The organism is Paenibacillus sp. PvP094 (assembly GCF_040546835.1).
Lineage (GTDB): Bacteria > Bacillota > Bacilli > Paenibacillales > Paenibacillaceae > Paenibacillus > Paenibacillus illinoisensis.
This window is the reverse complement of record NZ_JBEPOM010000001.1, coordinates 1,533,105-1,557,442: the sequence shown is the minus strand read 5'-3', so window position 1 is coordinate 1,557,442 and position 24,338 is coordinate 1,533,105. Positions and strand designations below refer to the sequence as shown.

Here is a 24,338-nt window from a genome sequence, read left to right as displayed (position 1 = left end):
AGGAGGTACATATGATGGCGGGTTCTGTTCCAATAACGCCTGCTCCCCAAGTGCGAACCGGTCCGGGGCCAAACCGTGCAACTACGGAAGCTCCATGGGTCAAATGGCTATTGATCGGTCTGGCGAGTCTGGTACTGCTCTGGCTTCTCATTTTGCCATTAATCATTGTGATGATGGAAGCACTGAAGCAAGGGTGGGGTGTCTATATTGCAGCTCTTACCGAACCGGATGCCATGTCAGCCCTGAAGCTGACACTGCTGGTTGCAGCGATTACCGTACCGCTGAATACGATATTTGGTGTAGCTGCAGCCTGGGTCATCACCAAGTTCCAGTTCAGGGGAAAGGGAATCATGATCACGTTAATTGATCTCCCCTTCTCCATCTCGCCAGTTGTGGGCGGGTTGATCTTTGTACTGGTATTTGGCTCCAATGGCTGGTTTGGTCCGTGGCTGGCAGAGCATGATATCAAAATTATTTTTGCCTTGCCTGGTATCGTAATCGCAACTTTGTTTATTACCTTTCCTTTTGTGGCGAGAGAGCTCATTCCATTAATGGAGGATCAGGGTACGAGGGAAGAGGAGGCGGCAGTTACGCTCGGCGCTTCGGGATGGCGCATCTTCTGGAATGTCACGCTGCCCAACATTAAGTGGGGGCTGTTGTACGGCATCATTCTATGTAATGCCCGTGCGATGGGCGAGTTCGGAGCTGTATCGGTGGTGTCTGGACATATTCGCGGAGAGACGAATACACTGCCGCTGCATGTCGAGATTTTGTACAACGAGTACCAGTTCTCGGCATCGTTCGCTGTCGCTTCCTTATTACTGATCCTGGCTCTGGCAACGCTGCTGCTCAAGAGCTGGCTGGGACACAGAACCGTTTCAGAGAAGTAGTTGAGGGTCCGAATTTCGGCCCTCTTTCCAGCCTTTTTGGAAGTTCTCACGAGTTCAATATAATTCATTTATGTTTCTTGAAAATACAGATTGACAGCTAATGGAAGCCCTGATAATGTATAAACCAAGTATATGGGTTGGATAAGAATGAATTATAAGTCGGACGGATGATCACGTTTCAATCATATAGCGGGCAGCAGCCCGGGAAGAGGAGGCGGCTCTATGGCTAAGCCGTTAAAAGTGGATGAGGTATGGATGGATCGAATTGCCGGACAGCTGAATGACATGGAGTTTGGCTCGCTTCACATCGTTGTACATGAAGGCCAGATTGTGCAGATGGAGCGGACTGAACGCAAACGATTTGAGAACACGCCCTCAGGCAGCACCTCCAAATCCGGCAGCACTGCACGAAGCAGCTCCCCCCGCTCATTGCGCGGATCGAACGCAAGTGCGAAGGGGTAGAGACTGAGGCGGCATCAGGGAGTACTAATTGAAGCATAGTCTTAGTGTGAGTTACCCATAAGTTTTCCAAAGAACACGTATTCTTTCGGAAACTCGTGGGTAATTCATGTTTTTAAAGGGATAATGTGGCCAAACTATTTCTTGGAACCCATTTGCCCGTTATACCATTCATTAGCTTCAGTCAGTACCTGCTGCCCGCCTGCTTCCATAAATTCCTCCACGAAGGTATCAAAGCTTTCAACAGGCTGATCCCCGGTGATGATGGAGATGTATGCTCTGTCCCTCATATGGATCAACTCAGATGAATATTGAATCAGGGCAGGGGTAGCCACCTCCAGATGATTATAAATACCGTTCTCCGTCAATCCCTCAGATGCAGCCCACTGCTCCCGTTTGCCAGAGGTTGCACCTGGAACGGTCATGCCAATGCTGGAGCCGATCATATTGGTGTAATTCTCCATACGGTTATATGGGGGCAGAATGTGAAATTCCCCTGAAGATGAAGAGCTCCAGTTCCAGTGCTTTCCTGGAAGGCCATATTCCATTTTGATCTGCTCTCCCGGATCGGAGTTTGCACTGACATAATCGAGGATTTCAAGGATTTTTTCCAGTTTACCAGGCTCGTTGACTGTATCGGCCCCGATTGTAATGAAACTCATCAGCAGATTGTAGCCTTTGGAGCCACTAAGTCCATCAGGACCTGTAACAGGAGGACCGAATTTGACGCCTGCGGATGCATTCTTCTGCAGGAGTTCACGGACATTGAACATGGCTCCTACGGGAATTTCCTCGTCCTTTTCATTAAGAATGCTATAATCTCCGTCTTGAGTCCAATGATAATAATTGCCCATGGAGGTCATCCCAATTCTGCTATTAATAAACGCATGCGACAAATGCTTGTAGCCACCTTTATTTTCTCCAGTTATGAATTCAGGATCGATAATCCCATCCTGATACCACTTCTGCAGATAAGCCAAGGCTTTCTTCATCTCAGGTTCCAATGCGCCGATCACAAGTCGGTCATTTTTTTGGTTAAAGTACAGCTGCTCGGTAAAAACGGACTGCCCAAAAGCACCAAAAACGACATTCATGCCCTCTTTGGATAACCCGTATGTATCTTGTTTCCCATTTCCGTCAGGGTCACCTTTGGCGAATGCATACATAACCTTCTCAAACTCCTCTAATGTCCGCGGAACATCGAGACCGAGTTTCTCCAGCCAGTCTTCCCGATATACGACAGGGGTCCGGTAGATGTTCGTCTGATTGATGACCGGGATTCCATATAAGGCGCCATTTATTTTTCCGTACTCCAGGTAACGTGAATCATAATCACGGATTCGCTTCACAATATGAGGCGCATGTTTTTCTAATACGTCCTCGGGAATTTCTGCTAACACCCCCTGCATCTGATATTTAAGCAGATCATGTGGCTGCCTGATCCGAAGAAGATCCGGTATGTTCCCTTGAGCGAGCTTCAAGTCCAGCAGGTCCTCGTAGCGTCTGTTCTCCAGGTTCCACACCTCCAGATTCACATCAAAAAGATCCTCGATATAGGTAATCATCTCGGCATCCTCAGGCACAGGGGTATTCTGATGCATGGTCCAGGAAATCGTATATGGCGGCTCTGTATCCTTCTCAGACTCATCAGCAGGATTATGCGGCTGCATTTGAGCGCGTTGTTCCCCTAAGACGGTGCAGCCACTCATGCATATGACAAGGATAACGGTTGTGATCAATAGACACAGAGCTCTTGAAAGGTTGAGGTTCATAGCAGCTCCTTCTCATGATTTGATATCTGGATCAATGTCCAAGGTTAGGGGCAACCCTTCGGCCAATCAATTCATCAGACTGCGCATGAAGTTTTTCGGTGTACAGCCGTGAATTTCTTTGAACTTCTTAATGAAGTAAGCAGAGGTACGGTATCCGACCGTGCTCGCAACCTGCTCAATAGTAAGTTCCTGTTGTGCGATGAGTTCGCGTGCGCGTTCCATTCTCTGATTCGTGACATACTCCGAATAGGCCATGCCGGTCTCTTCCTTAAAAATCTTACTAAGATACTTGGGACTGATATACACTTGTTCCGCGACATGATCCAGCGTGAGATCGCCCGAAATATGCTCGCGAACGTAGGCTTTGACAGCTGAAATGGTATCCGGGCTCCTGACCTCGCTTCGTTTCTCCATATGTGTGATAAATTCGGTTACCAGATGAGTCATCCATTCCGAATACCGGTTGATATTGTAGAACGAGGAATACTGCTTGTACAAATTCATGGAGCTCACCTCGGCGGGCTGCCAGCGCACTTGACTGATGCAGTCAGCGTATATGGAAACCATTTTTAATAAAATAATGCGGCTGTATTCGGCTGAATAGAGGCCTTCCTTGATGGTCGATACCACATCCTGAATGGCCTGTACCGTACCGTCCATATCACGAGATTGCAATTTCTTCTCATAATTCATGAGGAACGCGTCCGGAAGCTCCAAACTGCTGGTTTCCCTTTGCAGAAGATCAAGGTCTTGAATGGCAGACAGAGCGGGGAAGAAATAGCTGTATTGAATCAAGGCTTTCGCCTCATGATAGCTTGTGTGAATCTTCGTGAAATGCTCTACCCAGCCGCCTAAGGACACTGCAAAATCAAGATCGAACCGGCTTCTCGCCTCAGAATGAATAAAGTTAACAATGTGATCCGAAACAGGCTCTTCGCGTTGGTTCGTACAGATGATCACGGCTATTTTGTGATCCTGCAATTCCTCCGCAAGCAGCTTGGTTTCAGCCATTTCTGCTGTCTCCAGCTGCTGAATCATTGTGTACAACGTATGCTGCAGCTGTCGTGGCTGCAATTCCTTCCACTTCTCGCTGACGGGGTCAATGACGATACAGCGATAGCGGGAATAGGCCACCGACACCTGAACAGATTGCAGCTGTTCCGTAAGTTCCTCGGGCGTAAATCGGTTATTTAACATATTCAGCATGATACTGTGCCTAATCATTTTGTGATTGGCCTGCAGCGTTTCTTCCAGACTATCGACTTTGATGGAAAGGCTGCTGATAGCCGAATCGATGAATCGATATTCATTCTGCTTCAGGCTGCCGGGGCTATCTACCCTGGTCTTGATATTATTCAGGATCCGCTTAAGAGGACTGTAATTGGCAACGGTGAAGCCGAACGACATGGCTATCCCAACCGCTACAGCGATCAAACCCAGAAGCGCAGAGACCTCCTTTAAGCTATCCAGCTTATAATAGAAGCTTTTATTCGGGGTGGTTGTGTAAATTCTCCATCCATTTTCTTCAAATTGCTCATGGGAAACAACATAAGCATCATGATTAAAGTTTTGCGTGAAGCTCTCGCCGGAAGAAGGACTGGAGAGCAGCGACTGAAGCAGATTCTCGTTCGTGGAGCTGCCTAACATCGATTTATCAGCGGCAGATATGACGACTCCACGCTGATCCACGATGTATGTATTTTCATAGTCGGCAGGAATCATATTACGAATCAGCTGACTGATCGTCGATTCTTTGATATCAATCGCAACCATGACCTTACTGTCTTGTCCAGAGGACTGAAACGGATAACTGTGAACGTAAGAGATCAGAGGAATCGTGCTGCTCTGTTCGGGTGATTCGATATAAGTATCCTCAGGAACCATACGTGTCTGCATCCATAAGGAGCTTTTGTCACTCTTTTTCATCGCTTCAATCCAATCGTAGGCAGTATCTACGCTCGAAGGAGTGACTTCATGGAGCTGCAGCCCATATACGGAAGAGATCATGAAATGATTCTCTGTATCGTACACATGAATGGCCTGAATCAGGTCGGAATAATTTTGTACCTGACTTTTGAGCAGCTGCTCGATGTCCAGAATTTTGCTGTGGTTTCCTTGCAGGCTATCGAGCTGAATGCTGACGGGGCTGCCCAGGGTAAGAGAAAGATAGACCTGGTTCACCTTTTCGATAACGGAGGTCTCAATATAATTGACGGTACTTTGCAGCTGCAATTGTTTGTTGATCCGAATCTCTTTGCTGTATTGATGGGAGAAGAAGAGATATAAGATAGAGCCAAAAAGAAGCGCAATAACAAGGACGACAGCAAGATAGGAAAAAATCATCCTGGATCTCACCGACTGGAAGAGCTTGCGCATTCTTTTTCCTCCTTCATAACGGGTTTCTAGACAACTTCATCATTATATAATAGCCCCGGCACTAGAAATCATGTTGATCGAAATTTAACAAACACCCCCAGAACAATTTACGTTCCGTTAATCTAAATTTACAAACAACTGCACGCTAGATGACGATTCTATTATTCACTCTATTTTTTGGAGAATACACAGGCCAAAACGTACGAATTTGATATAAAACGGAATTTGTTCTATAGATGCCAGGCTCCCCCGAGTGCTAAAGTAACCCCAGATCAGACACGGAATGAATGGAGACGATCCTACACATTCGCTGATGAAATGGAAAAATTACGATTATGGGAGCGTGTATTTGCAGGCCATGAGAAAACCACTAAAAAAATCACTGGCATTACTTCTAATGTTGTCTATGGTAAGCCCAACGTTTGCAGATCGGAGCTTTGCAGCCGATCAGAAGATTCAGTTCTCTGATATTAAGGGACACTGGGCGGAAGCGAGCATTCAAGCATGGGGTGATGAAGGACTGATTCGGGGCTATCTGGATCGTTCATTCAAACCAAACAACGAGATTACGAGAGCAGAATTTATGAATCTGGTGAATGGTGCTTTTGGATATGCAGGACAAGCTGCCATTAACTTTAATGATGTTTCTGAAGATGCATGGTATTATCAGGCCGTTTCTACAGCTAGTGCGGCTGGATATATGGATGGTTATGCGGATCAAACGATGAAACCTCAACATCCGATCACACGTCAGGAAGCGGCCAAAATCATCGCTGGCATTCTGAATCTGGACCTGAATGAGGGAGTAGCGAATGCATTTAGCGATGCTTCGTCCATAGCGGATTGGAGCAAAGGAGCTGTAGGTGGAACTGCGGCAGCCAAAATTATATCCGGATATTCAGATGGAAGCTTCAAACCACTGCAATCGATCACTCGGGCAGAAGCGGTAAGTGCACTTTTTAATGCCTTGGAAATAGACTCGAGCGCAGATGCTAAACCATTCAAGCCAAAGGGCACGGCTAATGTGCTGAATGTGGAACCCCCTGCCGAAGAAGCTCGTCTGTCTGCAGTCGAACATGGAGCCAATGCGGACGACGACACGTTGAAAAATATTGCGGCAACGAATCCATTTATTGATATTTTGGACGGTTTCGAACAAGTCTGGTCCATGAACCAATCGGATTGGAGAGATGGAACAGCAGCGACCAAACCGGGAGTTAAGGGAGAGGTTGCAAAGTATGGCGATGGACCGACCCCCTATTATGATGGCTTTAAAAATGATCAAAAGACAGCAGTCGCAGACCAAAAAACATTTGCGAACGAAGAAATTCGAAATCAAGCGACTTGGGTTGCTAACATCAAATATGTAGAAGATGTGACGCAAAATCGTACCGATGAAGAGGCGTTAGCCGCCTATTACGATGACCAGAGAGATAAGATCTACAGTATGATGGAAGCTTTTGGGCCACTGGCTAACACGTATGTAGACATCGTTAAGCCAACGACAAGCGTCGAAAGAGAGATCAGCGATATGGATGTTGTCTTGACAGAAGAAACGGCAGAAGACCAAAGCCAGGGAATGGGAAGTGAATGGGCTAAGACGGAGCTTGCAGACATGGTAGCCCTGGTGGATCTGGTTCGATTCAAAATTCCTTCATCCTCCAACCCTTCGAAATACTTCTACTCTTCCCCAAGACCATGGAGAATGAATTCGAACGGAGAAGTGAAAGAGGTTGTCGATGAGAATGGTTTGGCCGTGTGGGAAACCTTGGGTAAAGGTGAAGTGACAGAAGAACCTTTGGCTTCAGGAGGAACCAAAACAACGGGAGAAAAGCATTTCCAACAATACGAAAGCAACGTGGAAATCATTCCTGCATTGAGCTATGTAAGAAGAATAGCGGAAGATGGACGAGGTAAGGATGGAGCATTCCCGAGCGGTCATACCAGTGCTTCGTATCTGTCTGTTCTTCCTTTTGCCTACGCCACGCCAGAACGATTCTCTGAATTTTTAACAAGAGCTGCTCAAATGGGTGAAAACCGCATTGTGACCGGGATGCACTCGCCGCTTGATGTTATTGGTGCAAGGATTCAAGCGACAGCCATGGCAGCATATGCATTCAACAAGGAAGAGAACCAGGAATTGATGGAAAAGGCATATAACAATACAGGAGAAGTATTTGGAGCATTGGCAGAAAAAGAAAATATGAGTTTGTACGAATATGCACACACGGTAACAGAGGACTATACCTTCAAAAGTGCTTATGATGAAAAGAAATGGGAAGATCATGACGCTAACAAAGCCTTCTACAGAGAAAAACTCACGTATGGTCTGCCACAAACAGGAATCAAAGGTTTGGCTCCCGAAGTGCCGCAAGGTGCAGAAGCTCTATTAAAGACACGTCAGCCTTATTTGACGGATGAGCAGCGTAGAGAAGTATTGTATACGACATCCATTGATTCCGGTTATCCGGTACTGGACGAATCAAAGGGTTGGGGCAGATTGGATTTGGTGACAGCTGCGGATGGCTACGGTGCATTCTTGAACAACGTAACCGTGGATATGGATGCTTCCAAAGGGCGTTTCAATGCAGAGGATTGGTGGAGAAATGATATCTCCGGCAGTGGGATGCTGACGAAAAAGGGAACAGGTACACTTACCATGACAGGCAATAACAGTTACACAGGCGGAACGCTGCTGCAGGCAGGAACGCTGGTGGCTGAATCTGCAACTTCCTTTGGTCTCGGTGATCTGTATGTGGAGAATGGAAAAGTCATCGTTCATGCGGATGGAGCATTAAAATTAAATAGAAACTTTACCATGGACAATGGAACGTTGGAATTGGTTATGGACGATGATAACAGTCAGGTTAATGTTGGTAAAAAGCTGTATCTGGATGGAGGAAACCTCAATCTGGACTTGTCCAATTATAAGATCGAAGGTTCCAGAGATATTACTTTAATTACGGCTGGCGTAATTAAAGGTGAATTCGACCAAGTCACAGCGGATGGTTATGACGTTCAGGTTACTTACGAAAAGGATCGCATCATTGCACATGTTGTAGCGAAATAAGCTAACGCATTTTACCAAAGCAATACTATTCTTATATGGAAAAGGACTGAACTACGTTGTAGTTCAGTCCTTTTTTCATCTCGAGCAACACGCAGGATTCAGTCGTGAGAGTTCTGGTTTACCCATTTGATTATCATAGATTACATGAAAAAAAGGGAATGGTCCTCACTATTCGCCCGTGTAGGCACCAGCTTTACGTGCTGCACTCACTTCGATTTCAGTAGGTGGCTCATTCGTTGGCTCCAGCTCGGTATGACCTACATAAGGGCGATCACTACGTGGGCGAGTTCCAGTAAACCCGAAACCTGAAACGAACAGGATCAGCTGTAATCCCAAGGCATAAGGAGCAGCAGCAGGCCCAATCAGATGGAGCAGCGAGCATAGCACGATCAGCAAGAAGAGTATTTTGTTCACTGTACCTGATGGTTCACGGCGCAGGCTGGCCCAGAGCAGATAACCATACATGATGGCAATCATTAAGGAAACTGCACGCAACCACGGGAGGACGCTCTCCCATGAATCTACGGAAACGTCCAACAGTCGCTGGCGGAACACAAGATCAGCAACCAGATACAGGGTAGCTGCCAGTGCAGCCGGTTCGGCCAGAGGCCGAAAGATTGTCCAGATGGCCTCGCCCCAATGATCTGTTCGGTTATCTTGACCGAGTTCATCTGATAATGCAGTGCATTCTCGTTCCAATGCTCTGTGCATGAGCGCGAGTCTGGCAGGATCATGTTCCTTGATGCAATCGCGGATCTGATCCTGTAACGTAGAGGAGAGGTCAGATGCCGATTTGCAGGCCAGCATGGCCATGAACAGATCCTGTTGTTCATTTTCAGAGAACGAATACTTTTTATGTTCCAGAATGGTGAGTTTTCCCAATAGGTTTGTGCTTATGTATAATGTATCTTGTATCCTTCGCATTCGCCTTTCGTGGCTGCGGCGAACTTCAGTGGCAGACCATATATATATCCAGAGCAGCAGAGCTATGACTCCAAACAGCACAGCCTCAGCGCCGGGGCGCGATAGTAGCTCTTCGATCCAGGGTTGAAACACACGTTTTCCTCCTTTGCATAAACTTGACGTATCTTGAAACACGCTTCACGTAAGCTTTCTCTCACTATTACACAGGAAGTAGATGAATTCAAGCAGAAAGGGGCACAATTCATGGACCAGATCAGCATTGAACACATTCCACCGACAGCAGCAGAGTATCTTGCCTTGCGACAAATTGCAGGTCTCAGTGCGATGAGCAAGGAGGGAGCAGAAATGGGACTGCCGAACAGTCTTTTTGCCGTATGTTTACGCAATGGAGAGGCACTCGTAGGCATGGGCAGGGTTATTGGGGATGGCGGTTGTTTCTTTCAGGTGGTGGATATTGCGGTTCACCCGGATGTTCAAGGCAGGGGATATGGCAAGTTGATTATGAGCGAGATCATGAAATACTTGCGTGAACATGTGCCTGCTCGAGGCTTGGTGAGTCTTCTTGCGGATGTACCTGCAGATCGCCTGTACTCCCAATTTGGTTTCACCTATACCAGCCCGAAATCGGAAGGCATGTGGTGGAGGCAGGGAGAATAGAAGGTAAGAAATCTGGGTCAAACCTATTTAAATAGAGCAAGTCTTGGGTATGTGAAATAACCTCACCAAACTCCATCTACTATTTAACTCTTCAACCTTTGGTCTCTCAAAGGTTGTTTTTTTGCTTTACATCCATTAATTTACAGGTATAATATGATGTAAATACAATTTACGATTTACAATTTACAAATTACAATAATCTAAATATTAGCAACAGAATGGAGGAGACGAAGTTGGACAAAGACCAGCGGACTCAATTTAATCCAATGGTAGAACGATCCATGGAGCAAGCGAGCAAAAATCTTTCGGGAACTAAAGGGGTTGTCTCCGTGAGATTAAGTCAGGAAGAAATTGATATTATTGATCAGCTTGTCTTCCTTGAACTGGCCAAAAACCGTTCAGATGCAACGGCGATGTTAATCAGGGAAGGAATTCGGGCACATCAATCGTTATTGAGCGAGATTCAGGAATATACCGCAGAGCTTGAGCGGGTAAAGGCCAAAATGCAACAGTCCATTCGTAATTCAGGGTTGTTGACACGTCTGCAAAGTGAAACGGGAAGCGAGATGAAGGGGAAAAGAGAGGGAACGGATGAAACAAACGAAAAATGAAATCCATAACGACAGTTACGGATCCATTCTGCGCATTCCATCCTTTTGTGTACTTCTTGTAGGCAGACTGATATCCGGTGCAGGCCAGATTTTATTTTCTATGGCTACGATGTGGTATATTCTTCAGCTGACCGAGTCTGCACTCGCAGCAGCGCTGATTCCTATGTTACCTTACTTTATCTATGCTTTCCTGGGTATACCTCTAGCAACGATCAGTGATCGGCTGCCCAAGAAGCAGCTCTTGATCTGGACAGATATACTGAGAGCCTGCGTGGCTTGCATATTGGCGCTTTTATTCATGAGTGGTCAGATGGTACCGTGGCATATCTATGCTGCCAATTTGCTCATTGCCATTCTTGGATTTTTGTTCAATCCGGCAACCCAGACCGTCATCCCCGCCATTCTGCCCAACCCATCGAAACAGCTGGCACCAGCCAATGCACTCCTTAACTCATCTTCCAAAACGATTGAATTGCTTGGATATGCTATAGGTGGCATACTCGTAGCGTTCATCTCTGTTCAGTCGATCCTGTTCATCTACGCGCTCACCTTTCTGGTCTCTTCTCTCTCCATTGTCTTTATTCATATCCCGGTGACCAAAGTAGTGAAGCAAAAAGGAATCTCTGGCTTTATGAGGGACAGCATGCAAGGGATTATCTTTTTGTTTTCGCGTAAAATTCTGGCCTGCTGCATCATTTTTGGTGCTATTATCAACTTCGCTGGCGCGCCTCTGCACATCTTTACTCCGATCTTTGCCAACATGGTGCTTCATGCCGGACCCCAAGGGTACGGTCTTCTCCAATCCGCTTTTGCTGCCGGCGGTATTGCAGGCTCTCTGCTCAGTGGGAAGTATGCCAAACGGCTTTCGCTCGCCCAATGGTTTCTGATCAGTTATCTGATCTCGGGAGCAAGCTTGTTACTTATGCCCATGTTTCCTAATCTGTACATCGCTATTGCCTGTTCGTTCCTGTTAATGCTGGGGCTTACCCTCGTTAATGTACCTTTGGTTACCTCGATTCTTCTATCCACACCGGAGGAAAAGAGAGGGCGTGTCATGAACAGCATGGGGGTCTTAATGAGCGGACTCAGCAATCCACTCGGTTTATTGCTTGGAGGGTGGTTCATTGAAACGTATAATCCATCCTGGGTGTACATGGGGATCGGTGTATTTGTAGTGATTATGGGCTTAACCAGCCTGTTCATACATCCTTTTCGAGAGGAGCAGGGTACACATAGCAGGACACAGAAAGCGGTCGATTTATGACCTTTGCCAAGGTGGGTCAAGTCAAAAAAGAAGTAAGCTGCTAAAGCTGCGTATGCGGTTTTTTGGGTGGTTCGCGTTTCTTTTACTGAACGGAAAAGGAGTTGTGATTACTTATTTGAATACAGCATGTACAGGGGAATGGGCTGTTGAGCCAGACTCGTGGTTTACAAGTGAGTACAGACGGTTTAAGATGGCGTGAGCCGTTTAAGGTATATAACAATAGGATTAAGTATTACAATATAACGGTATGTTGACTAGATGATATCTAATGAAAAGAGGGATAAGATATGAAAGTTGCGATTTTTGGAGCGACTGGAACGATTGGAAAGACAATACTGTGGGAGCTTATGGACCGTGGTCATGAAGTGACTGCGATTGTGCGTGATCCGTCCAAAGTGGAAATGGTTCATGAACGTCTGCGTGTGGAAAAGGGAGATTTGTTGAACCCGGATCAGGTAGCCGATTTTACAGCAGGCCAGGAAGCTGTCGTAAGTGCCTATGGTCCGAAATTCGGAGAAGAAGAGGAGCTGCTGGAAGTTACACGTTCACTGATTGAGGGTGTTCGCCGCGGCAAAGCCAGCCGTCTGGTTGTCGTTGGCGGAGCTGGCAGCTTGCTGACCGATTCCGGTGAGATGCTGATGGATACCCCTGGATTTCCGGAGGAAGTTAGAACCCTGGCTAAGGCACATGTGGATGCTTATGGCTTAATCGAGGAATCGGATATCCACTGGACGTATATGAGCCCAGCGGCAACAATTACATCCGGACCGCGGACAGGCCATTTCCGGATCGGGATGAATCGTTTGGTCACCGATGATCTGGGAGAGAGCACGATCTCGGTTGGCGACTTTGCTGCGGCATTGGTGGATGAGCTTGATGATCCGCAGTTTATTGGTTCCCGTTTTACGGTAGCTTATTAAGGGAAAGTGTGCCGGGAGCTAGTAGAATTGAATGATGCCAAACGCAGAATGAGAAGTTACTCACCGGGGAGGGATGAACCTTGTTTATCGTCACCGCTGAACAGATGCGAGCTGTAGATGAGCACACCATCCACAAGCTGGGCATTCCTGCTGCGAGTCTGATGGAGAACGCGGGCAGAGCCATTGCGGAGGAAGTTATCGCCTTGTGCCGGGAAGAGGTTGCGGGCAGTAGGGTTGTTGAGCACAAAAGGCACCGGGAGCAGGGAGAGGCACAGCGGTCACATACCGGGCCCGGTGATCGCCAAGGTTCCGGGGGCGACATCATCGCCGATCCGGCGCTGGTGATGGCGCACCCCGCTGATCAGCACTGGTACATGCTGATCGGTAAGGGCAATAATGGCGGGGACGGGCTGGTTGCGGCCCGCCATCTGCTTGAAGCGGGGCTCGGCGTGACCTTGATCTACGCCGATGCGCCCGAGTCACTGCGGGGCGAAGCCGCAGTGCAGCGGGATGCCGCTGCGCAGCTCGGCATCCCTGCCCTTGTCCACGGCCGTGAAGCCGTGGACTTCAGCCGGTGCACAGGCATCGTGGATGCACTGCTGGGCACCGGCTCGCAAGGGGCGCCGCGGGGAGCTTACGCGGCGCTGATTGAGGCGGCGAACGACAGCGGCAAGCCGGTCGTGTCCGCCGATGTGCCAAGCGGGCTGAATGCCGACACCGGGGAGGTATACGAGCCTTGCATTCAAGCCCGGGTGACTGTATGCCTCGCGCTGCTGAAGCGCGGACTTGTACAGTATCCGGGCGCGACGGCCGCAGGGCGCATCGTGGTGCGCGCCATCGGCATTCCGGCACGACTTGCGCCGGAGCACGGTCCTTCCGTTCGTCTGTTGACGGAGGAAGTGATGCGCGGTGCCCTGAAGGTGGACACGGATCGTCTGCGGGCACCTGACGGGCACAAGGGTACCTACGGCCACGTACTGCTGGCCGCAGGCAGTCTGCCGATGAGCGGCGCAGGTCTGCTCTCGGCCAAGGCTGCGCTGCGCGCTGGCTGCGGACTCGCCACATGGGCGCTGCCGGCGGCACTGCTGCCGCATGTCATCGGCAGTGTGCCTGAGCTCATGCTCGCAGCCGCCGCAGATGGCGACAGCGGCGAGTGGAACGCGGCTTCCGCCGAAGCCGTGCTTCGTCTTGCGGAGACCCGCGACGTGATTGCAACCGGGCCAGGCCTCGGCCGCTTCGAGGGCGACACCGGCTGGCTGCGCCGCCTGTGGCAGCAGACGGATCGCCCGCTCGTCATCGACGCGGACGCTCTCAACATGCTTGCAGACGCGGGCCCAACCGGGCCTCGCGACTGGGGCCGGCGAAGTGCGGCGACCATTCTGACGCCGCACCCCGGAGAGATGGGCCGCCTGCTGGGCATGCCGACCCCCGAAGTGCAGCGTGACCGAATTGGTCACGCTGCACGGTACGCCCGCGAGCAGGGCGTGACCCTGGTGCTCAAAGGAGCACGAACGGTCATCGCAACGCCTTCCGGCGAGGCGTACATTAACACCACCGGGCACGCCGGCATGGCAACGGGCGGCGCCGGGGACGTATTGACCGGCATCATCGCCGGTCTGCTCGCTCAAGGACTCAGTGCGGAGCAGGCCGCCGCTTTTGGTGTATACCTGCACGGCCAGGCCGCCGAGCAGGCTGCGCAGCGGCGCGGCGACCCGGCGTCTCTGCTGGCAGGAGACATCATTGACGCCCTGTGACGCGATCTTCTTGAGAGAGCCTTAATCTCTACGGGTGACCTGAATAATAATCTGTGTATTCGCACGCTCATTAAAAACCTCCACTTCTCTCATACCAAGAGAAGTGGAGGTTTCTTGTTTAGACTATTGAGGCTGAGGCATTCCATTACAAGCGGAAACGCTGCAGCTCCTGATGCATTTCCTCACTGATGTCACGCAGCGATTTGACCTTGATGCTGGCTTCTTCAAACGAGCGCTGCTGTTCAGTCGTCGAGGCCGTAATCTCTTCACTGCTGGCTGCTGATTGCTGCGTAATCGCACTGATGTTTTCAATGGCCTGCTGCACCTGTGTACTTAGCTGACTGGATAGCTGCATATCTTCGGCTAGCTGGTTAATGCCCGTACTGATCTGTTCTACGCTGTCACGAATAGCGGAGAAGGAATCCCGGGTTTGTCCGGTCGCCTTTTCCTGTTCAGCGAAGAGCTGTATACTCTGCATCACAGAACCTTTCACCTTGTCCATGGCGCTTGTGATTTCACCCACAGCCGCATAGATATGCTGCACAGATTGTGCAGACTGCTCTGCGAGCTTGTTGACTTCCCCTGCAACCACGGCAAAACCGCGACCGGCTTCGCCGGCACGAGCCGCTTCTATGGAAGCGTTCAGGGAGAGCAGCGTGGTCTGCTTGGCGATCTCGGACACATAGCCTGTCATCGTGGTAATGCGCGCTGCGCTTTCTTCCAGCTCCTGCACAGTTTGTTCAACCTCAGCCATGGCGATCCGGTTCATTTCAGCGAGGCGAAGCTGCTCCTCAATGGCGGTGTGTCCTTCCTCAACCGTGCTCATCACCTCGTTGCCATGGATCGCCGATTGGGAAGTGGCATGAAGGTTGCTGCCGAACGTGTGCTGCATCTTGTCCACGACCATCACCGTTTCACTCAGATCCTCCGCAATCTTCTGGCTGCCGATGGACAGCTCTTCCGTCGTACGAGAGACCTGCTGCACAATGGCCTGCATGGTGTCGTTGCCGCGGTCAATGTCCTGAGCCATGCCATCCACCCGTTTCCCGGCGGTATCAATCGATTGGATAATATTGCGAATGTTTTCTGTCATGAGACGGAAGGAGCGATTCAGCTCATCCAGTTCATCCTTGCCCCGGGTTTCAGGCAGCTGCTGGGTAAGGTCGCCAGCTGCAATCTGTCCTGCAGCGTTCTTCAGCACTCCAATACGTTTGGCTAGCTTCCGGGAAGTATACATGTTGAACAGCATGGCAGCGACGAGCAGGAGGACAGCGCCGCCCAATGCAATTTGCCAAGTCTGCTGAATGTCCTGTTCCAGATTAATCGTGTATTGATCATACCGTTCCTTAGTTATTTCATCGAGCATGTAGATATCATTTTGAATGCCCTGCACACGTGTGCTGTACCGTTTGGCTTCCGAGCTGTCCAAGGCTTGCATGGCTTCAGTTGCCCCCTGATCCAGTGCAGTCAGTTTCGTCTGAATGGACCCCATGAGTCGAAGCTGTTCATCGGTTTCCAGTAATCCTTCGGTAAGTTCTTGAATCATCGTTTTACCTTCGTCCAACAAGCTGCGTACGGCATTCTGATTGCCGGCTGTCATCGAGAAAGAGAACACATCCAGCGCCTGCTGTGTCTGAATCTGATTGGCTTTAAGCTCACTGACCTTGAGCATGGCAGGCACCAGGTTTTGATTTTTGGCGTTGATGCCCAGTAACTGAAAAATGATATAGGCTACCAACACAAGACATAAAAGTAATGAAATTAACGCATTAATAATCAGTTTGCCTTGCAATTTCATAAGCGTATCTCCTCTAATCCGTCGATTTAGGGTTCAAGCATAATTTTGGTTTTGCCGGATATGATTTCAGCTTTCCGATCTTCGAAGGTTTGCTGCTGTTCCGCACTGAGTGTGATGTTATGTAATGCGGTCAGGCCTACGGCATCTTCTGCCAGCCCCTCAACCATGTTCTGCTCGGGGAAGGAGTGATTGTTTTTCGTAAACGTGTTAACAGCGTTGTAGATGGAGACATTGACATTTTTCAGCATGGAGGTGAGAACAGCCTTTTCCGCCAGAAAGAATTGATCCGTATCCACACCGATGGCGTATTTCCCCAACTTCTGAATCTCGGTTAGTGAGCCTACGCCGGTGAGGCCTGCTGCGACATAAATAACATCGACGTCTTGCTCCTGGATCATTTTCGCTGCCAGCTCCTCGCCAAGCTTCGAATTACCGAAGTCTCCTGCATAAACGACCTGAACTGTAGCATCAGGATTAACGGCCTGCACCCCTTGTTCGAAACCCTGTTGAAAATCGCGGAGAAGAGGAATCTCCATTCCGCCCAAAAAGCCTACGTGATTCTCGGTTGTCGCGAAGCCAGCGATCATGCCGGCAAGATAACTGCCTTCTTCACTGCGGAATGACATGGAGGTCACGTTTGGCAATTCGGAGTGTCCGTCGACAATAAGAAACGGCTGCTCCGGATATTTTTGAGCGACCTTTTCCAGATCGGGCAGAAGGGTGTCACTAAGTCCGATAATCAAGTCCACACCATCCTGAGCGAATTGCTCAAATGCTGTTTCTGCCGTTAGATCTTTTCCAGGCTCCTTATAATCAAACTGAATCGTGTTTTCATTTCTGGCCTGAACCAGTCCTTCAAAAGCAGCATCATTGAATGAACGATCGCCAAGGCCGACTTCAGTAAGGACAATACCTACTTTGGTCCGCTCGTCCGCTGCCGTTTCATTTTCTGTGGAAGAACATGCCCCCAGCATCAAAACCATGACAATCAAAATCATGCTCCATAAAGCCTGGGTGACCCTTTTTGTTTTCATGTTATACCCTCGTTTCTATAGATGTGTGATGTGAGAGGTGAGTCTTTTGCCCTATATGTATATCGGCCAGGAGGAGGATGAGGATTATGGTTAACGATGAAAATTTACGAAAATCTTAAACGATTTCATGATTTATTCATTCCTGTTACAAAATCTGGCAGGGTTGATTAACATACCGTATCTCCATGCCGATCATCTAACCCAAAAAGGCAAAGAAAAGATCAGCGAATGATCTCTTCTTTGCCTTTTTGATCTTAAATCTTGTGACTTGAGGATGATAGGTATTCATGAATAATCATCATCTTATCGATGAAGAACCTCTATATATCAACGGTTTCTCCTGCCGCCGAAGCAAATGGTCAGCTTACGGTTGCTTCTGCCTACGATACTGCTCACCAAAAATTCTGTTTTAAGCTGAGCTGTATTACCATGCAGCCACCGATCCGTCTGTCCGGCTTTCGGTGCCAGCGCATAGTACCCCGCTGCCTGGGTCACGCCATATAATCTGGCCGCGTCCAAACATGGAAGGGTCGAGAGCAACCTGAATATCATGCCCTTTACGGGCAAGTGCTTGTGCAATATGCTGCGGAAAGCCGGTCTCCACCAATATCGTTTTGCCTTTTGTCCACTGCCACCTTGGAGAATCCAGGGCTGCCTGCGGATTCAAGTGGAAGTCGACCGTGTTCATGACAACCTGCACGTGGCCCTGAGGCTGCATGAAACCGCCCATGACCCCGAATGGGCCAACTGCTTCATCGCCGCGCGTAAGGAACCCTGGAATGATCGTATGATACGTACGTTTGCCTGGCTCCAGTGCGTTGGCATGATCCGGATCGAGTGAGAAGTTATGACCCCGATTCTGCAGGGCGATACCTGTTCCCGGTACGACCAGCCCGGAGCCGAAGCCCATATAATTGCTCTGAATGAAGGAAACCATGTTGCCTTCCCCATCAGCCGCAGCGAGGTATACCGTACCGCTTCCTTTTGGATCGCCTGCTTCAGGCATGCGTGCCACGTCCCCAATGAGTTTGCGCCGCTCTTCCGCATACGCTTCGGATAGGAGCTCCTTCACCGTCACGCCCATCTTTCGCTCCTCGGTAATATATTTCTCTCCATCGGCGAATGCAAGTTTCATCGCTTCTAGCTGTCTGTGGTACCCGAGCACGGATTCTTTTTCTTCAAAATCGAACCCTTTGAGCAGATTGAGCGCTGAGAGGGCAATCAGTCCCTGACCGTTTGGCGGGATCTCCCAGACATCGTAGCCACGATAGGAAACCGAGATGGGATCGACCCATTCAGGCTGAAAGGCCGCCAGGTCGTCTTTGGTCAGGTAGCCGCCATGCTCTGCCATAAACGAATGAATGCGCTCCGCCAGTTCTCCTTCGTAAAAGTCACGTGCGTTGCTCTCGCCGATTCGGCGAAGTGTAGCCGCGTGATCCGGCGAACGCCACATCTCGCCCGCGGCCGGAACACGCCCGCCTGGAGCGAATGTCTCAAACCAGGCACGCCCCGCAGCCGCATCGCCCTGGCGTGCATAAATGTCCGCTGCCCGTGCCCAGTGGCGGGCCAGCCCAGGCGCAAGCGGGTAACCTTCCTCCGCGTAGCGGATAGCCGGTTCCAACGCTTCCGCCAGCGTGAGCCGCCCGAAGCGGCGGCTCAGCTCAGCCCAGCCTGCCGGTGCGCCAGGCACCGTCACCGGGATGACCCCAAGCTTCGGCATCTCCGAATGGCCTGCCGCCTTGAGCGCCTCAATGGATATGCCCTGAGGCGCAGGACCGCTGGCATTCAGGCCGTGCAGCTTGCCCTCGGTCCAGACGAGGGCAAAGGCATCGCCCCCAATGCCATTGGACGTTGGCTCCAGCACGGTGAGCGCAGCAGCCGTTGCGATCGCGGCATCAATGGCGTTGCCGCCTTTTTTTTAACACATCCAGACCTGCTTGTGCTGCAAGAGGCTGCGAAGTGGCGACGATGCCTTTGTTGGCATAGACGGGCACACGAAAAGAGGGGTACGGTTGATAGAGTGGATCATAGTTCATCAGACGGTTCAGCTCCTTGTTCCAACTTGTCAGGTTCCGGTATACCGGATGCTTAACTCCTAACCCACTTCGGAACAAGATTATGATTCTCCTGCTGAATTGACAAATTCAACCTGACATGGACGATAAATCGGTTAAGTAAGTACACCATATCTTTGCTTAATACCTATTGGTTTTCACTAACACTTGACCTTAGGTGGTCACCATATCGCCGCCGTTGATATGGATGCACTCACCGGTTACGTACGAAGAATCACGCGATGCGAGATAGACATAGGCCGCTGCCAGTTCATATGGCTGGCCAGCACGACCCATCGGCGTTTCAGTTCCAAATACCTGCACATCTTCAGCAGAGAAGCTGGAGGGAATGAGAGGGGTCCAGATTGGACCTGGAGCCACACAATTGACCCGAATTCCCTGAGAAGCCAGCGATTTGGCGAGTACGCGTGTCAGAGAGACAACAGCCCCTTTGGTGGAGGAGTAATCAATCAACTGCACATTGCCTTTATAGGCTGTAATGGAAGCGGTGTTGATGATGGAAGCCCCTTTGCACATGTGCGGGAGGGCGGCCTGAATCAGAAAAAAATAGGAGAACACATTGGTTTGAAATGTGTGGTAGAGCTGTTCCTCCGTAATGTCGACAATGCTCGGCTGCACATACTGCACCGCGTGATTGTTGACCAGAATGTCTATTTTCCCGAAGGTTTCCATTGTAGAACGAATGACAGCATCACAGTTTTTCTTCAGCCGAAGGTCGATCTCAATGAGCAGACAGCGCTGGCCCAGCTCTACAATACGATCCCGAGTCCACTCGGCATCCGTCCGTTCATACAGGTAAGCAATGACAATATCTGCACCTTCCTTGGCATAAGCAATGGCTGCGGCTCTGCCGATTCCACTGTCCCCACCCGTAATGATGGCCACTTTGCCATCCAGTTTGCAGCTGCCGATATATGCCGGATCCTCGCTAATGGGCTCAGGTACCATGAGTGTTTCCAGACCTGGCTGCCGGTCTTGGTGCTGGGGTGGAAATGCCAATTTTTGCTCTTTGCAGACCGTCTTCTCACCATAAAAAGGGTAGACAGGATTCATTCGCTTTGCATCCTCCTCGAGCTTTCATTGATATGCCTAAGCTATGCGTTCGCCCAGAAGAAGGTGCGGTGAGAGAAGAAGTCATTTGTTTTTTGAAGGAGAAATATACCATAATAAGGATGTAGTAATCAAAATAGTGGAGGTGTCAGGAGCGAGTGAATATACAGGGAATTAATCATCTGTGCTTTTCCGTATCCAATCTGGAACGATCCATTACCTTTTATGAGCAGGCTCTCGGTGCCCGAATTCAAGTGAAGGGCAACAAGCTGGCCTATTTTGACCTGGCTGGTCTCTGGATCGCTTTGAATCAGGAGGATGTTATTCGCAATTATACGGAACGAACCTATACACATATTGCCTTCACTGTGAAAGAAGAGGAGTTTGATAAGTCTGTGCAAGAGCTAAAGGCAGCAGGGGCTGATATTCTTCCTGGCAGAGCGCGCGATCCCAGAGATGCAAGGTCTGTTTATTTTACCGATCCTGATGGTCATCTGTTCGAACTGCACACAGGCACCATGAAACAAAGACTGGATTATTATCGTGAAGATAAACCACATATGACTTTTTATACGTAAAAATGGATCAGAGAATCCATGCAGAGGAATAACTTACATGAGTATTGTGTAAACAATGGAATTTCCTGTAATATGGACAAATATACCTTAATTTACCACCGTTAAATACTTTTGTTTATTCCCAAGGAGGTTTGTCATGCTTCAGTTTCCCAAACCGGATGTAGAGCAGTATTTCCAGACGTATCGCATTTCGCACTTTGCCGTATCGGCTGACGAGAAACGTTTGTTTTTTGACAGCAATCTAAACGGTGAGCCGAATATTTGGGCGATGGATCTGCCGGGTGGCTACCCGTATCCCTTGACGTATTTGAACCAGAGCAGTCAGTTTATCAAGCCTGATCCGCTTGGACGCCATATTCTCACGGGGTTTGATCGGGACGGCGATGAGAACTATCATCTATATGCGCTTAAACCGGAGGGTGGCGTGCCGCTGCCCATTGTGCCTGCTGAGCCGAATGACCGCTGTTATTTCTCGGAGTTGTCCGAGGATGGACAGCGACTGTATTACGTGACGAGTGCGGGAAACCCGAATTATCTCAATTCACGTCGACGCGACCTGAAGACAGGCGAGGATGTGCTGTTGTACAGCGGGGAAGAGGCGACGAGCTATTTGGTTGCGATAAGTCCCGACGAGAAGAGCTTCGTCATTGTGAAAATGTATTCCAATACGTATCAGACAGCGCACCTGCACTTGGAAGGGGAGATTATATCCATTCTGCCCGATTCGGAGAGACAGAGCCAGGTATCCGAAATTCTATTTGCAGATGACCATCGCCTTTTGCTCGTCACCAATGATAAGGAAGAATATTCTTATGTGGCTGAATTTAGACTGGATACCCGCGAGTTCCGACCTTTGTGCAAAATTGAAGGGGAGGACGTGGAGATGATTCGCTGGCATAAGGCATCGGAGACATTGTACTTCTGGACGCTTACAGGTACAGAAAACCGAATGTACATCCTGGGCAAAGATGCTGAGCAGCCGCGTCGCCTCGACATGCCTTTGGATACGGTAGAACAGACGCGCGTAACCAAAGCGGGCAATGTGTACATTCTTGGCCGGGGTGCGATTCAGCCGCATAATATCTACCGTTTGCCTGCGGGGAGTGATTCTTGGGAATCACTAACGGCCAACCGGGTGACAGGACTTGATCCGGATGATCTGGTCTATCCTGACCTGGTTCGGTACAACTCCTATGATGGGCTGGAGATTGAGGCACTTTTAAAGCCAAGCCGGAGCAGGCCAACGGTTATTCGGTGTTCTGGCCGCATGGTGGACCACAGGCCTCGGAAGCCAAGTTTTTTCGGCCGATGTTCCAGCTGATGCTGGCACAGGGCTATCATATTTTTGCGCCAAACTTCCGTGGAAGCACCGGGTATGGTGCCGAGTTTGTGAAGATGGTAGAGAGGGACTGGGGCGAGGGGCCAAGGCTTGACTGTGTTGCCGGCATAAATTGGCTGTTTGACCAAGGCATCTCCTCACCGGATCGCCTGTTTGTGGTTGGAGGCAGTTATGGTGGGTACATGACGCTGCTGCTTGCTGGCCGCCATCCCGAGCTGTTCCGGGCAGCAGTCGATATCTTTGGACCAAGCAACCTGTTTACGTTCCTGGAATCCGTCCCTGAGGATTGGAAACCGATGATGGATAACTGGCTCGGTGACCCCGTTCGCGACCGTGAGCGGTTAACGAAGGACTCGCCTATCACTTACCTTGACCAGATGGTAAACCCGATGCTGGTCATTCAAGGCGCGAATGATCCAAGGGTTGTGAAGGCCGAATCGGATCAGATCGTGGCGGCTCTCCAGGATAAGGGCGTAGACGTGGAGTATATCGTATTGGACGATGAGGGTCATGGCTTCTCCCGAAAGACGAATGAGATCCTTGTGTATCGACGGATGCTGGAGTTTCTGCAGAAGCATCAGGAAGCGCCTGTAACGCAGGCCCAAGCTTAACTTATCGTTTAACAATTTAGTTAGCAAGACAGGATAAAAAACGACCGAAGCAGGGGCAGTCCCTGATTTCGGCCGTTTTTTTGGTTTATTCTTATTCGTTGCATCAGATCGGTTGCTCTAATCAATCAATCTAAGCACAGAATCGATATAGTGCTGCGCCCAGACTGCAAAAGGCAGATCTGCATCCCATGTGACCCGATTGGTTGCTTTGGCTTCACCCCATACGAGAATACGCTGATACAGCAGATGAATCCCTAAGCGAACGGCAAAGTGTTTGCATCGCTCTTCGTCATCAGCGCAGACAAGTTCCCGGTAAGTGTACAGAAAGCGCTTGGCAAGCTCGGGCTGATTTTTATGTATATACATGGCTGTCATTTTGGTCAGATCTGCCGTACCGTCCCCGAAATAGGAGGTGGTAAAATCAAACAGGCCACTAATGCGCCAGTCGGAAGCATGGCTGCCAACCTTCTGGATGACAAAGTTCTCCACCTTGAAATCGCCCATGACAAATCCCGGAACGGGCATGGCCTCAAATGCAGCCTCTGCAAGCCTAAGCTGTTCGTCCACCCAAGCTATATCTGCATCCGTAATGACAGAGTACTTCTGCGCATCCAGCAGCCAGTGACGGATGGTTCCATACAGCCAGTCGAGATAAGTCCCCGCAAAGGGAACGATTCGTTCAGCTATGGGGTCATACTCGCCTGCATCCGGTACTTTCCATCGATGCAGTTCGATCAGGCTATGTGCGAGCATGGAGGCAATCTCTTCTTGGTCATCCTGTCCGAGTGCGGCCTGGAGCGAAGAATCATACAGGTGTTTTCCCGGTAAACGAGGCATGATCGCGTAACTCCAGCCCAGTAAGTCCGTGTTTTTTTGCAGCAGGTAGGGGACGGGCACAGGAATGGCCGTGTGCTCAGCTAACTGCTGGGCGAAAAACTGTTCTTCCTGCAGCTGTCCAACATACAACGGGTTGCCTTTCAAAATATACTCCCCTTGAGAGGTACGGACGAGCAGTGTCTGGCCCATGACTCCCTTTTCGGTTTGTTTGTATTCTTCAAGGATTCCCAGGTTGAATTCATGGAGTGCTTCTTGAAGTGAAGAGAATGCAACATCGCCAATTTTGTGGGTAGCAAAATAAATTCGGGTTGTCATAAGG

16 protein-coding genes and 2 pseudogenes are annotated in these 24,338 nt (G+C 49.7%); 10 read left to right on the top strand and 8 right to left on the bottom strand.

Annotation, left to right across the window (positions count from 1 at the left end; all coding sequences use genetic code 11):
• Positions 1 to 14: 14 nt before the first annotated feature.
• Both cysW and ABIC22_RS07190 read left to right on the top strand, forming a co-directional pair.
• On the top strand, positions 15 to 890 hold the full coding sequence (gene cysW, locus ABIC22_RS07195; RefSeq protein WP_354485889.1) for a sulfate ABC transporter permease subunit CysW: 876 nt from the start codon (positions 15 to 17) through the stop codon (positions 888 to 890).
• 222 nt (positions 891 to 1,112) lie between these two features.
• The gene (locus ABIC22_RS07190; protein WP_095291770.1) at positions 1,113 to 1,352 is read left to right on the top strand and encodes a YezD family protein; all 240 of its coding nucleotides are present in this window, start codon (positions 1,113 to 1,115) and stop codon (positions 1,350 to 1,352) included.
• Between the two features lie 134 nt (positions 1,353 to 1,486).
• Here the strand turns inward: ABIC22_RS07190 and ABIC22_RS07185 are convergent, their stop codons facing one another.
• Both ABIC22_RS07185 and ABIC22_RS07180 read right to left on the bottom strand, forming a co-directional pair.
• Positions 1,487 to 3,019, bottom strand: coding sequence for an extracellular solute-binding protein (locus ABIC22_RS07185; protein ID WP_354479707.1), 1,533 nt, complete (start codon positions 3,017 to 3,019; stop codon positions 1,487 to 1,489).
• Between the two features lie 168 nt (positions 3,020 to 3,187).
• Complete coding sequence (locus tag ABIC22_RS07180) at positions 3,188 to 5,497, bottom strand: helix-turn-helix domain-containing protein (RefSeq protein ID WP_354479704.1); 2,310 nt, start codon at positions 5,495 to 5,497, stop codon at positions 3,188 to 3,190.
• A 358-nt stretch (positions 5,498 to 5,855) separates the two neighbouring features.
• Here ABIC22_RS07180 and ABIC22_RS07175 point away from each other — a divergent pair, with 358 nt between their 5' ends.
• Positions 5,856 to 8,567 (top strand): S-layer homology domain-containing protein, encoded by a 2,712-nt coding sequence (locus ABIC22_RS07175; RefSeq protein ID WP_354485887.1) that lies wholly within the window; start codon positions 5,856 to 5,858, stop codon positions 8,565 to 8,567.
• A gap of 168 nt (positions 8,568 to 8,735) precedes the next feature.
• Here ABIC22_RS07175 and ABIC22_RS07170 read toward each other — a convergent pair whose 3' ends face one another.
• Entirely contained in the window at positions 8,736 to 9,623 is an 888-nt protein-coding gene (locus tag ABIC22_RS07170) for a hypothetical protein (protein WP_354479701.1), read from the bottom strand.
• Positions 9,624 to 9,734: 111 nt separating this feature from the next.
• On the opposite strand from ABIC22_RS07170, the gene ABIC22_RS07165 reads away from it, so the two are divergent.
• From ABIC22_RS07165 to ABIC22_RS07145, 5 genes are all read left to right on the top strand, one after another.
• Positions 9,735 to 10,148, top strand: a complete 414-nt coding sequence (locus ABIC22_RS07165) for a GNAT family N-acetyltransferase (protein WP_354479698.1) — start codon at positions 9,735 to 9,737, stop codon at positions 10,146 to 10,148.
• Between the two features lie 233 nt (positions 10,149 to 10,381).
• Positions 10,382 to 10,759 carry a ribbon-helix-helix domain-containing protein gene (locus tag ABIC22_RS07160; RefSeq protein WP_354479695.1) on the top strand — a complete coding sequence of 126 codons (378 nt, stop codon included), beginning with the start codon at positions 10,382 to 10,384 and terminating at the stop codon, positions 10,757 to 10,759.
• Entirely contained in the window at positions 10,740 to 12,023 is a 1,284-nt protein-coding gene (locus ABIC22_RS07155) for an MFS transporter (RefSeq protein ID WP_354479692.1), read from the top strand. Before ABIC22_RS07160 ends, ABIC22_RS07155 begins: the two co-directional genes overlap by 20 nt.
• Before the next feature lie 287 nt (positions 12,024 to 12,310).
• A complete protein-coding gene (locus ABIC22_RS07150; RefSeq protein ID WP_095361535.1) occupies positions 12,311 to 12,943 on the top strand; it encodes an NAD(P)-dependent oxidoreductase in 633 nt (210 codons plus the stop codon).
• Between the two features lie 80 nt (positions 12,944 to 13,023).
• Entirely contained in the window at positions 13,024 to 14,697 is a 1,674-nt protein-coding gene (locus ABIC22_RS07145; RefSeq protein ID WP_354479689.1) for an NAD(P)H-hydrate dehydratase, read from the top strand.
• Between the two features lie 145 nt (positions 14,698 to 14,842).
• Here ABIC22_RS07145 and ABIC22_RS07140 read toward each other — a convergent pair whose 3' ends face one another.
• The 4 genes and pseudogenes from ABIC22_RS07140 to ABIC22_RS07125 form a co-directional block, all read right to left on the bottom strand.
• Positions 14,843 to 16,495 (bottom strand): methyl-accepting chemotaxis protein, encoded by a 1,653-nt coding sequence (locus ABIC22_RS07140; RefSeq protein ID WP_354479686.1) that lies wholly within the window; start codon positions 16,493 to 16,495, stop codon positions 14,843 to 14,845.
• Positions 16,496 to 16,521: 26 nt separating this feature from the next.
• A complete protein-coding gene (locus ABIC22_RS07135) occupies positions 16,522 to 17,529 on the bottom strand; it encodes a BMP family lipoprotein (RefSeq protein ID WP_354479684.1) in 1,008 nt (335 codons plus the stop codon).
• A 424-nt stretch (positions 17,530 to 17,953) separates the two neighbouring features.
• Positions 17,954 to 19,565 (bottom strand): annotated as a pseudogene (locus ABIC22_RS07130) (gamma-glutamyltransferase family protein).
• A 192-nt stretch (positions 19,566 to 19,757) separates the two neighbouring features.
• Complete coding sequence (locus tag ABIC22_RS07125; RefSeq protein ID WP_154896586.1) at positions 19,758 to 20,657, bottom strand: SDR family oxidoreductase; 900 nt, start codon at positions 20,655 to 20,657, stop codon at positions 19,758 to 19,760.
• A gap of 155 nt (positions 20,658 to 20,812) precedes the next feature.
• Here ABIC22_RS07125 and fosB point away from each other — a divergent pair, with 155 nt between their 5' ends.
• Together fosB and ABIC22_RS07115 are read left to right on the top strand one after the other, a co-directional pair.
• On the top strand, positions 20,813 to 21,232 hold the full coding sequence (gene fosB, locus ABIC22_RS07120) for a metallothiol transferase FosB (RefSeq protein WP_127539194.1): 420 nt from the start codon (positions 20,813 to 20,815) through the stop codon (positions 21,230 to 21,232).
• 136 nt (positions 21,233 to 21,368) lie between these two features.
• Positions 21,369 to 23,182 (top strand): annotated as a pseudogene (locus ABIC22_RS07115) (S9 family peptidase).
• A gap of 117 nt (positions 23,183 to 23,299) precedes the next feature.
• Here the strand turns inward: ABIC22_RS07115 and ABIC22_RS07110 are convergent.
• Complete coding sequence (locus ABIC22_RS07110; RefSeq protein ID WP_354479679.1) at positions 23,300 to 24,334, bottom strand: aminoglycoside phosphotransferase family protein; 1,035 nt, start codon at positions 24,332 to 24,334, stop codon at positions 23,300 to 23,302.
• Between the last annotated feature and the right edge of the window lie 4 nt (positions 24,335 to 24,338).